Consider the following 14,600-nt stretch of genomic DNA (forward strand, 5'->3'; position numbering starts at 1 on the left):
CCATATACACTATAATTATTACAAACCACCATTCTACAATTATAGATGAACATATATTATACAGAAACAAATGACATTATACCCGAAAAGACATTCCAAACATATTTCTTGATAATGCCTCTGACTTGCCATCAGACAGAGACAATAAAAAGGCTGGGAAGCCTTTTTTCCCATACATAAACGCCCTTTCGCAATCTCTCGAAACAGAAGAGGTAAAGGTTGACATTTTTCAGGCTAAGAATAATAATGTAAGCATATACCCTTTTTGGAGGTGCCTTACATGGTAAAAAAAGAGCTTTTATATGAAGGAAAAGCCAAAAAAATGTACAAAACAGATGATCCAAATATGATTATTGTAGAGTACAAAAATGACCTCACGGCGTTCAATGCCCTGAAAAAGGATTCTATTGAAGGGAAAGGTTCCCTCAACAACGCTATTAGTGCTTCTCTTTTCGAGTATATGAACGAAAATGGCATACCGAACCATTTTATCCAGAAAATTGACGATACTCACCAGATTGTAAAAAAAGTAAGAATCCTTCCCGTCGAAGTCGTGGTTCGGAACATTACCACCGGAACCCTTTGCAAACGCCTTGGCATCGAAGAAAACATCCGTCTCCCCCGTCCCCTAATAGAATTCTATTACAAAAATGACCAGCTCGGCGATCCCCTTATCCTTGAAGACCATGCCGAACTCTTTGGCTGGGCTACAAAAGAACAAATTTCCTTTATGAAAGAAACATCTTTGAAAGTCAATACACTGATGAGTGCCTATTTTGACACTCTGAATATCATTCTGGTGGATTTCAAGCTTGAGTTCGGGGTGGATGCAAATGGCACTATTCTTCTGGCCGACGAAATGTCACCAGACACCTGCCGTTTTTGGGATAAGACCACAATGAAAAAACTTGACAAAGACAGATTCCGGAAAGATCTTGGCGATGTTCTAGGCGCATACAGAGAGATCTGGCGTCGTATTTCTGAAAAGGAGGCAAATTAAATGACCTTTAACGTAAAACTTTTAGTCTATCCAAAAGAAGAGGTGCTTGATTCTCCGGGAAAAGCCGTTGCCGGCTCCCTTTTATCTTTAGGGTATTCTTCTGTAAAAAACGTGCGCATTGGACGCTATATCCAGCTATTGATCAATAGCGACACGGCAGAAGAGGCACGTCAGCAAGTGGAAAAGATGTGTGATGATCTTCTTGTAAATTCCCTTATTGAGGAATTTACCATTATTTCAGTGGAGGCATAGCCGTGAAAGCATGTGTAGTGGTCTTTCCTGGAAGCAACTGCGACCAGGACGTAGTCTATGCCCTGCGCCATGTAGTTCAGGCCACAGTAGAAACTGTGTGGCATAAAGAAAAGAACCTGCCAGCAAACACGGATCTTGTTGTTCTGCCAGGAGGCTACTCCTACGGTGACTATCTTCGCACTGGCGCTATGGCTGCACGCTCTCCAATTATGGATGCCATTCGTGAGTATTCTGAAAAGGGGGGGCTCCTTCTTGGTATTTGTAACGGTTTTCAGATACTTACAGAGGCCGGTCTTCTGCCTGGAGTGCTTCTTGCGAACAAATTTCTTCGTTTTATCTGCAGCCCCTGTTATTTGAAGGTAGAACGCAATGACACACCCTTTACCCTTCGCTACTCTAAAGGACAGATAGTTCAGTTCCCCATCGCCCATCATGAAGGGCTTTTTTATCTTCCGGAAGAAGATTTGAAAGTACTGGAAAAAAATAATCAGGTGGTGTTCAGATATGCTTCCCGCGATGGAGAAATAGCTGAGCAGCACAACCCAAACGGAGCTTTACACCATATTGCAGGGATTACCAATGAAAAAGGAAATATCTTAGGTCTTATGCCTCACCCGGAACGAGCCAGCGAACTGCTTTTAGGCGGAGACGACGGAGCTGTAATGTGGCAATCGATCAAAGCATGGATCAAAAAGGAAGGTGTCAGATGATGGACTATCGCCTGGCTGGATTGAGACAGGAAGAATATGAAGAGATAAAACGCGTTCTTGGCCGTGAACCCAACGAAAACGAACTTCGTATCATGGGAGTTATGTGGTCAGAACACTGCAGCTATAAATCGACGAAACATCTTCTGCGCAATTTTCCCACCACTGGAGAAAAAGTCATCCTTGGCCCCGGTGAAAATGCTGGCGTAGTCGACGCTGGCAATGGATGGGGAGCAGCCTTTAAAGTAGAGAGCCATAACCATCCCTCTGCCGTTGCGCCCTACCAGGGAGCAGCCACTGGCGTAGGCGGCATCATCCGTGATGTCCTTGCTCTTGGTGCCAGACCTGCCGCATCTATGGACGGTCTTTTCTTTGGCGATCCTGAAAACAGGAGAACGCAGACACTTTCACAGGGAATCGTGGAAGGAGTGGGCGGTTACGGCAACCCTGTTGGAGTTCCCACAGTAGGAGGAAAAACTGTATATGATTCCTGCTATACCGATAATCCCCTCGTCAACGCTTTTAATCTTGGCCTTGTCCGCCTTGACCAGCTTGTAAGTTCTAAAACAGCCAGACCCGGCCTTCGAGTTCTGATCCTTGGTTCTAAAACGGGAAGGGATGGAATAGCTGGCGCAGCTTTTGCATCAGCCGAGCTTTCGGACGACACGAAGTCAAGCCGCCCTTCCATACAGATCGGAGACCCTTTTACAGAAAAGCTGCTGATCGAAGCCTGTCTTGAACTCAGAGATAAAAAACTTATTGTCAGCATGCAGGACATGGGAGCCGCCGGCATTACGTCTTCTTCCAGCGAAATAGCTGCTAAGAGCGGCGTTGGCATGATCCTCCATTTCGATAAGGTTCCTCTTCGAGAAGAAGGAATGACCCCTTGGGAAATTGCCTTATCAGAATCCCAAGAGAGAATGCTCCTTATCGTCGAGCCAGAAGATTATGACGAGGTAGCTGCTGTTGCTTCTAAGTGGGGGCTTGACTGTACCGATATCGGAGAAACCATCCCCGGAGATCAGTACACCATCCTGTGGAACTCCGAAGTTGTGGCTCAAATGCCAGCCTCCCTTATTGGAGACCGTTGCCCATCCATACACTGGCCCTCAAAACGTCCGGGAGACCTTGAAAAAAGATGGGAATTCGATCTGGAAGATCTGCCCATGCCAGAAGATTTCAATAAGGCCGTACTTGATCTTGTAACATCTCCATCTCTTCGAAGCAGACGGTGGATATATGAACAATACGACCAGATGGTCCAGGCCAATACTGTTCAGGGACCGGGGGCGCCAGTCAGTGTTATCAGAATAAAGGAAACCGGTCGTCTCATAGCCATGACAATGGAATCCGACCCATGGAAATGCTACCTCGACCCCTACCGCGGCGGAGCCGAAACTGTTGCCCGCTCCATCAGAGCGCTGGCCGTGGCAGGAGCTACTCCCCTTGGCCTCACAGACTGTCTGAACTTCCCTTCACCGGAAAAGCCTGAGCAATATTGGGAGCTGGAAGAGGTTGTCCACGGAATGTCAGATTGCTGTAAAAACCTGGAGTGCCCTGTGGTTTCCGGTAATGTGAGCCTTTACAATGAAAGTTCAACTCAGCGCATTCTTCCAACCCCTGTTGTGGGAACCGTAGGGGTTATAGATTCACCTGACCATTATCTTAGAAGCGGCACCTGGCAGGAAGGGGATCATCTTTTTCTCGTTGGTGCGATGAATGCTCCTCTGGACGGCAGCCAGTATCTCTTGCAGGCTACTGGAAAGACAATGGGGCGGCCACTGCCCTTCACCCCAGAAATAGAGACGGATTTTTCCCTTCGCGCCCTTAAAACAGCGCGGCAGCAGCTTGCCCATAGCGGTCGACCCATCGCTGGCGGCGGGCTGGCAGCGGCACTGGTAAAAGAAGCCGTAATGACCGGTCTTGGAGCGGCGATGAGGATGCCCTTCCCAACCCGCATGGATGTTTTTCTCTTCGGAGAAGGCACTCCGCGAGCCCTCTACGCTGTCCCTTCAGACAAAGTGGTGCAGTTCAGGTTAGTATGGAATGGATTTCCCTTTGTGGAACTCGGTCAGATTGGTGGAAACTATCTAACACTCGAAAATATATTCGATCTTCCAGTCCCGGTTCTCACTGAGCGTTGGGAGGGGCGTTAAATGTGCGGTGTCTTCGGTGCGTTTACCCAAAATGGAGGGCCTGTCCTTGAAGATGTGTATCTCGGTCTTTATGCCCTTCAGCATCGGGGGCAGGAATCAGCAGGTGTTGCCTGGGTAGATGACAACAACGCAATAAGAACTCAAAAGGGAAATGGGCTGGTCCACCTCGCCCTTGATCAGGAAGCTTTGGCTAAAATAGACACTCGATGTGCAATTGGGCATGTACGGTATTCCACTGCGGGTGGTTCCGACCCAAGAAACATTCAGCCCCTTACCGCCAGCAATTCCAGAGGTTCTGTTGCTGTCGCCCATAACGGCAACATTACAAACGCCGAAGCACTGAAACAATACCTTGAAAACAGGGGGGCTATTTTCCACTCCCTTACTGATACTGAAGTGTTGCTACACCTCATGGCTCATCAGCCCCATAAACCCATGATCGATGCTTTTGTCGACTCTCTGAGGCGGCTCAAGGGCGCCTATTCCCTGGTTATGATTCTCGACGGGAAATTGGTAGCTGCGCGGGACCCATGGGGGTTCCGCCCCCTGGTCATTGGACAGCGCGATCGTATCATATATGTTTCTTCTGAAACATGCGCACTGGACCTTGTAGGGGCGAAAGCACTTCGAGAAGTCGCGCCTGGCGAAGTGGTGGTTATTGACAAGGATGAGATAAAAAGCATTAGAATTCCTGTTCAGACCAAGTGTCATTATCAGTGCTCCTTCGAATATGTTTATTTCGCCCGCCCCGACAGCATCCTGGCAGGTCGTTCTGTTTACGCTGTCCGCAAAGCACTGGGGCACTGCCTGGCTAAAAGAGCTCCATGTCTTTCCGCAAACATGGTCACAGGGATGCCGGATAGCGGAACCATCGCTTCTATGGGATTTGCGGAAGGAAGCACTCTCCCCTATGAAAAGGCCATCGTACGAAACCGATATGTGGGACGAACCTTTATTAACCCTACACAGAGAGTCAGAGAACTTGGGGTCCGTATCAAATTGAACCCTATACATGATCTGATCAAAGATCGCAAGATCGTAGTTATCGACGATTCTATCGTACGGGGAACAACAAGTCAGCGCATCATAGCCATGATCCGAGCGGGGGGAGCAAAAGAAGTCCATGTACGGATCTCTTCTCCTCCCGTCTGTTTCCCCTGTTACTACGGGATCGATACGCCAAGCCGTGTTGAATTGGCCGCTGCCCGTATGAATATTAAGGAGTTGGAGAAAATTATAGGAGCCGATTCCCTGGAATATATTACTGTTGACGATCTTGTCCAGGCCATCGGATTACCCCGTAACGAACTCTGTACCGCATGTTTTACGGGAGAATATATGGAAGGAGAAACTCAGGATGAGCTTGAGCTATAAAGAAGCCGGTGTTGACATTGAAGGCGGCAATGAGTGGGTTCGTACCATCGGCCGCATTATGTCGACCCTACCAAGAGATCCTAACGTGGTAGGTGGAATTGGAGGATTTAGCGGCCTTTACAAAATAAGCGATGATCTGATGCTTGCCGGCTGCTGTGACGGCGTAGGAACAAAACTGGAAGTTGCCAAACTGGCCTCTGATTACAGCGGCCTTGGCCAGGATCTGGTGGCCATGAATGTTAATGACCTCATCACCTGCGGCGCCAAACCTCTCTTCTTTCTGGACTATATTGCATGTGGGCGCTTAGACCAAGACGTGCTCGCACCAATTGTTAAAAGCGCGGCAGAAGCCTGTATAGAAAGCGGCTGCGCCCTTCTCGGAGGAGAAACAGCGGAAATGCCGGGAGTCTACCCTGAAACCGGCTTTGATCTCGCAGGTTTTTCTGTCGGCATCGTATCGGCTTCAAAGCTGATAGATGGGCGTTCCATAGAAAAAGGAGACGTTCTCGTCGGTCTGCCAAGCTCTGGCATCCATAGCAACGGCTATAGCCTTGTGAGGAAAGTACTTCTGGAAGGGGAAAGGGCCCTGCCCATAGACACCTTTCTTCCCCAGCTGGGGGAATCGTTGTCAAAGGCCCTTCTTCGTCCAACTCGCCTCTACCCAAGAATTGCTTTAAAAACCATAGAAAGACACCAGATCCACGGGATGGCCCATATTACCGGCGGCGGGCTGGAAGAGAACATACAGAGGGTTTTACCTTCGGGGCTATCGCTCCATGTGGATTTTTCAGCATGGGAACGTCCTGCAGTTTTCCAGGTGATCTCTGAGGCAGGCGTAGAAGAAAAAGAAATGCGTCATGTATTTAACCTTGGTATTGGATACAGCTTCATAGTTTCTCCTTCTGATGCGGATGGCATTGTTGGCTTTCTGACCAGAGAAGGCGAAAAACCTGTGATATTCGGAGAAGTTTACTAGTCATGCCCCGTATCGCTATCCTCATCTCTGGAACAGGAACCAATATGGCTGAAATCAATAAGAGAGTTAAGAGCCATGACCTTTCCTGTGAAATTTCTTTTGTAGCAAGCGATAATCCTGTCGCATTAGGCTTGCAATATGCCCAGAGTGAGGGGCTCGAAACAGTGCTGCTTCCCTATGGAACAGAGGGGAGAGACAAAGCAGAAAAGGTATTGCATGATCTCTGTTGTTCCCGTGATGTTGAATGGATCGTCCTCGCAGGCTTTATGAAAATCCTTTCACCCAGGTTTGTGAGGAAATGGGAACGGAAAATCGTTAATATACATCCGGCCCTTCTTCCTTCCTTCCCAGGAACAAATGGGGCCAGGGATGCCTGGGACTATGGCGTAAGAGTAACAGGGGTGACGGTCCATTTAGTGGACAGCGGAGTGGATACTGGTATTATTCTTTCTCAAAAAGCCGTTACTATTGAAAAAGAAGACACCCTTGATTATCTTGTAAAAAAGATCCATGAGGTAGAATATGATCTCTATTGGCAAACACTTAAAAAGCTATTCCAAGGCGCATATTCTTTTCAAGGGAGGAGAGCAATAGATGACAGCAACTAAAAGAGCTCTTATTTCTGTTTTTGACAAACAGGGAGTAGAAGATTTTGCAAAGAAACTTATAGAAAGAGGCTGGGAGATCGTTTCCAGCTCTGGTACTGCCAAAAAGCTGCAGGAAGCAGGTATAAATGTCATAGAAGTTTCTGATCTCACAGGATTCCCCCACATTTTAGGAGGCAGGGTCAAGACCCTCCATCCCTTTATTTCAGGCGGAATTCTTGCCCGCCGCCATGTGGACGGAGATCTGAGGGACATAGAAACTTTTAAGATACCTTTAATAGATATGGTGGTCTGCAATCTTTACCCCTTCCAGGAAGTGGCCCAAAGAGGGGCTAATATAGACGAACTCCTTGAAAACATTGATATTGGCGGGGTTACTCTTATCCGTGCCGGGGCTAAAAATTACCCTCATGTCATTATACTGACCGACCCTTTAGACTATGAACAAATACTGGAAGAGCTAGATGCGGAAGGCAACGTCACCCTTCTCACCCGTCAGAGCCTTGCTTTGAAAGCCTTCGCTCATACGGCCGCCTATGATGGCGCTATCGTGGAAGGGCTTTCTTCTGAACTCGGCGTTGAGCCTGAAATGAAAAAAGAGCTCACTATCCCCCTGAAAAAGGAACAAGATCTCCGCTATGGAGAAAACCCTCATCAGGAGGCGGCCCTCTATCTTCCTCCTATGAAGAAACTGCCATGGGTGCAGCTTGGGGGGAAACCTCTTTCATATAACAACATACTTGATCTCGATTGCGCCATGAGGGGAGCTGCCCTGCTTCAGGATGGGCCGGGGGCGCTTGTCATTAAACATACGACACCCTGCGGAATGGCCTATGGATCAACATTGAAAGAAGCCTACGAAAAGGCCTTCAGGTGTGATCCACTTTCCGCCTTTGGTGGCGTTGTGGGCTTTTCCCGCCCTCTGGATATGGAAACAGCTCTCGCTGTTTCACAGCATTTTACAGAAGTACTTCTCGTTCCAGATGGGGAAGATGAGGCCTTAGAGTTCCTAAAAAAGGATAAACCCTCACTGCGCATTCTGAAATGGAAAGGCGGCAAAGTGCTCCCCTGGCAAATTACCAGCACATGGAGCGGCTTCCTTGTACAGCAGGACATTTTACCCCCTCTTCCCAACCCTGATAAGGGAACATGGATTGGACCACGAAGGGACGATCTCTGGAAAGACATGCTCCTCGCATGGAAGGTTGCCTGTCTTTCAAAGAGTAATGCTGTAGCCATAATAAAAGATGGTGAAGCCGTGGGAATAGGCATGGGGTTTTGCAGTCGTGTATTCGCTGTAGATTTTGCCACAAACCAGGCTAAGGAAAAAGCAAAAGGCGCCGTGATGGGCAGCGATGCTTTTTTCCCCTTTCCAGATGGCGTAGAAGCAGCAGCCAAAGCTGGTATCAAGGCTATTATTCAACCTGGCGGATCGGTACGAGATGACGAAGTCTTTAAAAGGGCGGAAGAGCTGGGACTCAGCATGTTCATTAGCGGCTGGCGCACATTCCGTCATTAAGGAGGGAGCCCTGTGAATTTTCTTGTGATTGGAAGCGGCGGTCGGGAACACGCCCTCGTCTGGGCTCTTTCTCAATCTGAAAAAGTCAATGAATTGCATGCCGCCCCGGGTAATCCAGGGATGAAAGATTTGGCTACATTGCACAGCGCCTCTGTAGAAAACAAGAAAGAGATACTGGCCCTGGCCAAAAAAATTCAGCCGGATTACATTATAGTAGGCCCTGAGGCTCCCCTCGTCGTAGGGGCCTCCGACCTTTTGCGCAAGAACGGCTTTAAAGTTTTCGGCCCTGGAAGGGAAGGTGCGTCTCTGGAAGGAAGCAAGATCTTCGCCAAAGAGTTCATGGCACGTCACTCTATTCCAACGGCCCCCTTCGATGTCTGCCTCTCCATAGAAGAAGGAGAGGCGGCTCTCAATAAGCGTCAGGCGCCTTTCGTTGTAAAGGCAGACGGTCTTGCGGCGGGGAAAGGGGCATTCGTTCTTCAGACAAGAGAAGAAGCCCTGGCTGTCATTTCCAATCTTCTTGTCAAAAAAGAGCTGGGAACCTCTGGAGAGAAAATCATTATTGAGGATTTTATGCCCGGCCTGGAACTAACCATCCTATGCGTGAGCGATGGAAAAAACTATCGTATATTGCCGGGCAGCCAGGATCACAAAAGGGTCTTTGACCATGATCAAGGTCCCAATACTGGCGGAATGGGGGCCTACTGCCCTGTCCCCTGGGTAGATGAAGATCTGCTGCGCCGGGTAGAGGAAACTGTAATTTCCCCTACGTTTTCGGGGCTGCGATCTGAAAATATTTCCTACTGCGGCGTTCTCTATTTCGGATTGATGATTGATCCGGACGGAAGTCCCCGTGTCGTGGAATATAATGTGCGTTTCGGAGATCCAGAGGCAGAAGTGGTTTTACCCACATTAAATGTTGACTTCGCCCAGCTCATAATGGCAACATGCGATGGGAACCTGCGGTCTCTGCCGAAAATTCATTCCACCCAGTGGGCTGTGGATGTGGTGATGACTTCTGAAGGTTATCCCGGTGCCTACACAAAAGGTTATCCTATCACCGGCCTTGATGAAGCCGCTGCCACTGGCAAGGTTCTAGTGTTTCATGCCGGAACTGCCTTGAATGAAAAGGATGAGATCGTCACTGCGGGAGGAAGGGTGCTCAATGTAGTGGGCCTTGGAAAAACCCTGGAGGAAGCCCTCGAACAATCGTACAAAAGTGTTAGGAAGATACACTTTACGGGAGCTCATTATCGTAAAGATATTGCGGCCAAAGCGCGATAAGGAGGTATTCTATGAGTGAGGAGAAAACACCACAGATAGGAATTGTGTTGGGGTCTAAATCTGATCTTCCAGCTGCCCATAAAGCTGCGGAGATTCTGAACCAATTCAATGTTCCTTTTGAAGTGACTATTGCGTCAGCCCACAGAACCCCCGAAGATGCGGCCCAGTATGCAGCTCTCGCCGAGGATAGAGGCCTTGAGGTCATTATAGCCATAGCCGGTTTGTCGGCGGCGCTGCCTGGCGTGTTAGCGGCTCATACCCTTCTGCCGGTAATAGGTGTTCCCGTCTCTGCAGGAACCCTTGGCGGTCTTGATGCCCTTCTCTCTATTGCCCAGATGCCCCCAGGGGTTCCTGTGGCTTCCACTGGCATCGACGGCTCAAAAAACGCCTCTCTTCTAGCCCTCCGCATATTGGCCAGAAAGAATGAAGAGATAAGAAAGCAGTTAACTCTCTTTAGGGAAGAGGAAGCGCAAAAAATCCAGCAGGGCCGCGAAACCATTGTGGATTTACCTAACGCGCCTGCAGAGGCATTTTTGATGTTCCGTCCATTGTCTTAACTTGACAAGATTCAACGCCTGTTGTCATGGGCTGCAAAATAGCCTATGGCAAGAAGTACTATAATCCAGAAGTACCGTAGTTTTCCCTGAAAAAGAGTTCCTACTGTTTCTCTGCCGAGGAAAGCAGTTAAAAGAAAAATGACCATAACGAAAATGGTTAATGCAATAATTATTTTCCCACGGGGGGGCAACCTTTTTTCTTCTGCCATTTATCGACCCATCCTTTCGGGAATAATGAGAAAAACATTTTCTCTATTGTACAGCTTTTAAAAATGTCCGCAAAATAAAAGGGTGCCAGCTATTTACTGGCACCCTCATTCTTATGCTCATAAAGTAGAGAAACCTACTCCTTTTTAGTGTTCCATTTCTTGTGGAGTTCAGAGATAAACCCTTCCTCCTGAAGCTGAACCACAATTTTATTTACAGCCTCCAGAAAAGCAGGGTCGTTTTGGCTTACGGCCAAAGCCTGCTTGGCACCCTTCAACTCCACTGTAAAGGATTTTTTAAGCTGCCCCTTGAACTCTTCGCTGTTTATATATGTTTCAGCTACGGTTTCGTCCATGAGAGAAGCGTCGGCACGTTTAAGAGTCACCTCTCGAACAGCATCGTTCAGCTTTGGAAACTGCTTTACCGTGACTCCTTCCACTTCTGAAATATATACATCCTGCGTCGTTCCAAGCTGAACGGCAACAGTCTTTCCTTTAAGGTCTTCAAGGGTTGCCATTTCACCGCTATCCTTATTGAGCACAAAGGCACTGAGGCTCACCATATAAGGAGTAGAGAAAGCGACCTTCTTGCTTCGTTCTTCAGTGATGCTCAGGCACGCCGCGATCATATCGATCTTCCCGGTCAGAAGTGAAGGAATAACCCCATCAAAGGCCATGTCCACCCACTCCGCCTTTTTGCCAAGGCGAGCAACCACTTCATTGGCAAGATCTATGTCAAAACCGACCAGAGCCCCCGTTTTATCATGAAACTCAAAGGGAGGGTAGGAACCGGAAGTCCCAATAATCACCGTGTCCTTCTCCATAACGGACCCTGCTCCAAATGCCGGACCCCCGACAACCCCTAACAGAAGCGCAAAAAACATTACTAGCACTACACTCTTTTTCATTACCATCTCTCCTCCCCCCGGGGGGTATGCAAAAATTCAAGACCTGGCACCATTAGCAAAAGATTTCAACTGGCATTTTGTCTTTGTGAACCTGTTTCCATGTTTTTACAGGAAGTCCCCATATCTTGATAAACCCGACAGCCGCTGCGTGATCGAATGCGTCGCCCTCTGAGTAGGTGGCCAGATTTTGCTGGTATATGGAGTTGGGCGATTTCATCCCCCGTACCACTGCCTGACCTTTATAGAACCTGACCTTAACAACACCGTTTACATATTCCTGAGTTGTATCTACAAAAGAATCAATTGCCTCTTTCAAAGGAGAGTACCAATATCCTTCATAGGTCAGTTCCGCATACTTCACCTCCAGCTCTTTTTTAGAAGCTAAAACTTTTTTATCAAGGGTCAGAGTTTCAAGAGCCTTATGGGCGGCAATAAGAGTCATGGCCGCAGGACACTCATAGACTTCCCGGCTCTTAAAGCCTACAAGCCGGTCTTCCACCATGTCGATCCTTCCTACTCCATGTTTACCAGCCTGCTCGTTCAGCGTCTGAATCAATGAAGGGCCATCCATTGCTTCGCCATTTAAAGCAACGGGAATTCCCTTTTCAAAAGTTATCTCCACAAACTCCTGGTGGTCTGGGGCATTCCATGGGTCCACTGTCAGGGTATATGCGTCTGCAGGGGGTTCGTTCCACGGATCCTCCAAAATGCCGCATTCTATAGAGCGGCCCCAGATGTTCTCATCTATACTGTATGGAGAAGCTGTAGTAGCCATCACAGGGATGTCGTGGGCCTGGGCATACTCCATCTCTGCCTCTCGGCTAAAATGCCAGTCTCGCACAGGGGCCAAAACGTCAAGTTCGGGGTTTAGCGCATTGGTGCACACTTCGATTCGCACCTGATCCTGCCCTTTTCCGGTACAACCATGGGCCACGGCTCCCGCGTTCTCTTTTTTTGCCACCATAGCCATAACTTTGGCAATTAGCGGACGGGAAAGAGCTGAATTCAAGGGGTAGGTCCCCTGATACATGGCATTCGCCTTTAAGGCAGGCCAAACAAACTCTTTAACGAACTCCTGTTTCAGATCCATAACATAGGCCTTGGAAGCGCCGCTTTTAAGTGCCTTCTGTTTGGCAGCTTCAAGATCCACCTGCTGACCCACGTCGGCGGTCATGGTAATAACCTCATACCCCTGTTCCTTGAGCCACATAGTGGCCACCGATGTGTCAAGCCCCCCACTATACGCGAGAACTACCTTTTTCTTATCTAACATTTTCAAGAACTCCCCTTTCCAACATCCCTAAAAAATAAACAGACCCGTCCCCAGTACAACCAGGGACGGGTCTGATACCCGCGGTGCCACCCTTATTGGCAAAAGATGTAATGTTCCCTTCCCTTTGCCCGCTCTCTTGCCTCTACTTGACAAAAATGTCTTTCTTCGAGGCCGGCTCAAGGGCTCTATTCTTCCCCCATATTCTGAAAAGGCTTTCAGCCGATGACCTTTTCTCTCTGTTGAATAGCGGAGGGATTACTCTTCCCTTTCATTGCCGTGTCGCAACTGCTTATTATTTATAGCAGAAGATTATACACGTCAATGAACCTTTGTCAACTATTTTTTTTTAAAGTAACTAAAAGTTTATTTTTTGAAGTCCGTTCTCGCTGTATCGCTCCAGTGACGGATAGTGAGTCATGTCCATATGGACTGGCGTTATAGAGACATAACCATTGGCCAGAGCCCAGACGTCGCAGCCTTCCACAAGCTGGTCTTCCGGCCGGCCTGAAACCCAATAATATGCCCGTCCGTGGGGATCTCGAAGTTTCGTAACTTTCCCTTCGTAAAGACGCACCCCTTTACGGGTAACCTTGACGCCTCTCAATAAGGTTAAGGAGAGATTAGGAACATTTACATTGAGCAATACTCCTTCTTCCAGCGGTTCTTTCTCAATGACTTTCAATATTTTTTCCACTACGACGGCGGCTGTTCTGTAATGGCAGGTATCATCACGGCTGCTGCAATTCAACGACACCGCTATTGACGGGCATCCCATAATGACCCCTTCCATAGCTGCCGAAACAGTGCCGGAATAGGTCAGGTCATCTCCCACATTAGGGCCGCTGTTGATTCCCGAAATAACCATATCTGTTTCAGGCTGCACTTCCTCTATTCCCAAAACAACGCAATCCGATGGAGTGCCGTCGCAAGCGTTCACATTCTGTCCCTCGGGATAAAGTCCCTGGCTCACACTCCACAGACGAAGGGGGCGGGTCAAGGTTATAGCGTGTCCCACACTGCTTCTTTCACGATCTGGAGCCACTACGGCCCATGAATATCCCTTATCAGCGAGGTGAGCTGCCATGGTCATAAGTCCTGGTGCAAATACTCCATCGTCATTCGTTAAAAGTAATTTCACTATCTCTCATCCTCTCTTCTCACTCTACACTGATTATAGAATCCAACGTATCAACAAAAAGACAATGGGGTTCATAAAGGCCTGAATAACTCCTAGGGCAAGAAGAACCATGAGAATAATAAACCCATACTGTTCGAGCCAAAAATATTTTTCAAGCCACTGCGGCGGTAGAAGAACATACAGAATCTTCGAACCGTCGAGGGGAGGAATTGGGATCAGATTAAACACCGCCAGCCCCACATTGATAGCCACCATGAGGAACATAAAGAGACGGAGGGCGGAATTTCCCAAAAAGAAACTCGGGAAAAGACGTATAAGCAGTCCTATTGCAAAAGCGGTCAGAATATTCCCTGTTACACCGGCAATGGAAACAAGAAAAAGATCACGCCTGGGCTTCTTAAAATAGCGCGTATCTATGGGGACCGGTTTTGCCCATCCAAAACGAAAAACAAGAAGCATCAGCGCCCCTACGGGGTCGAGATGGGCCAGGGGGTTGAGGGATAAACGGCCTGCTCTTTCAGCCGTAGGGTCTCCTAAAAGATAGGCCATATAGCCATGGCAAAATTCATGGAATGTTATGGCCCATAATACGGCAGGGAGGCTTAATAATAATTCAGGAAGGGATGGAAAATGGAACATAGCTCT

15 protein-coding genes are annotated in these 14,600 nt (G+C 48.2%); 10 read left to right on the forward strand and 5 right to left on the reverse strand.

Going from position 1 to position 14,600, the window contains the following annotated elements:
* Nucleotides 1-280 precede the first annotated feature (280 nt).
* From purC to purE, 10 genes are read left to right on the forward strand one after another with little or no spacing between them, the layout of a single operon-like run.
* Nucleotides 281-1,000, forward strand: coding sequence for a phosphoribosylaminoimidazolesuccinocarboxamide synthase (purC, locus tag AMICO_RS05915; RefSeq protein ID WP_013048548.1), 720 nt, complete (start codon nucleotides 281-283; stop codon nucleotides 998-1,000).
* On the forward strand, nucleotides 1,001-1,252 hold the full coding sequence (gene purS / locus AMICO_RS05920) for a phosphoribosylformylglycinamidine synthase subunit PurS (protein WP_013048549.1): 252 nt from the start codon (nucleotides 1,001-1,003) through the stop codon (nucleotides 1,250-1,252).
* Nucleotides 1,253-1,254: 2 nt separating this feature from the next.
* Nucleotides 1,255-1,962, forward strand: coding sequence for a phosphoribosylformylglycinamidine synthase subunit PurQ (gene purQ / locus AMICO_RS05925; RefSeq protein ID WP_013048550.1), 708 nt, complete (start codon nucleotides 1,255-1,257; stop codon nucleotides 1,960-1,962).
* Complete coding sequence (purL, locus tag AMICO_RS05930; protein WP_041459608.1) at nucleotides 1,962-4,115, forward strand: phosphoribosylformylglycinamidine synthase subunit PurL; 2,154 nt, start codon at nucleotides 1,962-1,964, stop codon at nucleotides 4,113-4,115. Before purQ ends, purL begins: the two co-directional genes overlap by 1 nt.
* Nucleotides 4,116-5,489 carry an amidophosphoribosyltransferase gene (gene purF, locus AMICO_RS05935; RefSeq protein WP_013048552.1) on the forward strand — a complete coding sequence of 458 codons (1,374 nt, stop codon included), beginning with the start codon at nucleotides 4,116-4,118 and terminating at the stop codon, nucleotides 5,487-5,489.
* Nucleotides 5,473-6,465, forward strand: a complete 993-nt coding sequence (gene purM / locus AMICO_RS05940; protein ID WP_013048553.1) for a phosphoribosylformylglycinamidine cyclo-ligase — start codon at nucleotides 5,473-5,475, stop codon at nucleotides 6,463-6,465. The genes purF and purM overlap by 17 nt, the downstream gene beginning before the upstream one ends.
* A gap of 2 nt (nucleotides 6,466-6,467) precedes the next feature.
* Nucleotides 6,468-7,073, forward strand: a complete 606-nt coding sequence (gene purN / locus AMICO_RS05945) for a phosphoribosylglycinamide formyltransferase (protein WP_013048554.1) — start codon at nucleotides 6,468-6,470, stop codon at nucleotides 7,071-7,073.
* Complete coding sequence (purH, locus tag AMICO_RS05950; RefSeq protein WP_013048555.1) at nucleotides 7,060-8,589, forward strand: bifunctional phosphoribosylaminoimidazolecarboxamide formyltransferase/IMP cyclohydrolase; 1,530 nt, start codon at nucleotides 7,060-7,062, stop codon at nucleotides 8,587-8,589. The genes purN and purH overlap by 14 nt, the downstream gene beginning before the upstream one ends.
* Nucleotides 8,590-8,601: 12 nt before the next feature.
* A complete protein-coding gene (gene purD / locus AMICO_RS05955) occupies nucleotides 8,602-9,873 on the forward strand; it encodes a phosphoribosylamine--glycine ligase (protein ID WP_013048556.1) in 1,272 nt (423 codons plus the stop codon).
* A gap of 11 nt (nucleotides 9,874-9,884) precedes the next feature.
* Nucleotides 9,885-10,430, forward strand: a complete 546-nt coding sequence (purE, locus tag AMICO_RS05960) for a 5-(carboxyamino)imidazole ribonucleotide mutase (RefSeq protein WP_013048557.1) — start codon at nucleotides 9,885-9,887, stop codon at nucleotides 10,428-10,430.
* A gap of 11 nt (nucleotides 10,431-10,441) precedes the next feature.
* Here the strand turns inward: purE and AMICO_RS05965 are convergent, their stop codons facing one another.
* The 5 genes from AMICO_RS05965 to AMICO_RS05985 form a co-directional block, all read right to left on the reverse strand.
* The gene (locus AMICO_RS05965) at nucleotides 10,442-10,639 is read right to left on the reverse strand and encodes a hypothetical protein (RefSeq protein WP_013048558.1); all 198 of its coding nucleotides are present in this window, start codon (nucleotides 10,637-10,639) and stop codon (nucleotides 10,442-10,444) included.
* A 134-nt stretch (nucleotides 10,640-10,773) separates the two neighbouring features.
* Nucleotides 10,774-11,544, reverse strand: a complete 771-nt coding sequence (locus AMICO_RS05970) for a transporter substrate-binding domain-containing protein (RefSeq protein WP_013048559.1) — start codon at nucleotides 11,542-11,544, stop codon at nucleotides 10,774-10,776.
* A gap of 52 nt (nucleotides 11,545-11,596) precedes the next feature.
* Complete coding sequence (locus tag AMICO_RS05975) at nucleotides 11,597-12,817, reverse strand: argininosuccinate synthase (RefSeq protein WP_013048560.1); 1,221 nt, start codon at nucleotides 12,815-12,817, stop codon at nucleotides 11,597-11,599.
* A 355-nt stretch (nucleotides 12,818-13,172) separates the two neighbouring features.
* A complete protein-coding gene (gene surE, locus AMICO_RS05980; protein WP_013048561.1) occupies nucleotides 13,173-13,955 on the reverse strand; it encodes a 5'/3'-nucleotidase SurE in 783 nt (260 codons plus the stop codon).
* Nucleotides 13,956-13,988: 33 nt separating this feature from the next.
* On the reverse strand, nucleotides 13,989-14,594 hold the full coding sequence (locus tag AMICO_RS05985; RefSeq protein WP_013048562.1) for a site-2 protease family protein: 606 nt from the start codon (nucleotides 14,592-14,594) through the stop codon (nucleotides 13,989-13,991).
* Nucleotides 14,595-14,600 lie beyond the last annotated feature (6 nt).

Source organism: Aminobacterium colombiense DSM 12261 (assembly GCF_000025885.1).
Lineage (GTDB): Bacteria > Synergistota > Synergistia > Synergistales > Aminobacteriaceae > Aminobacterium > Aminobacterium colombiense.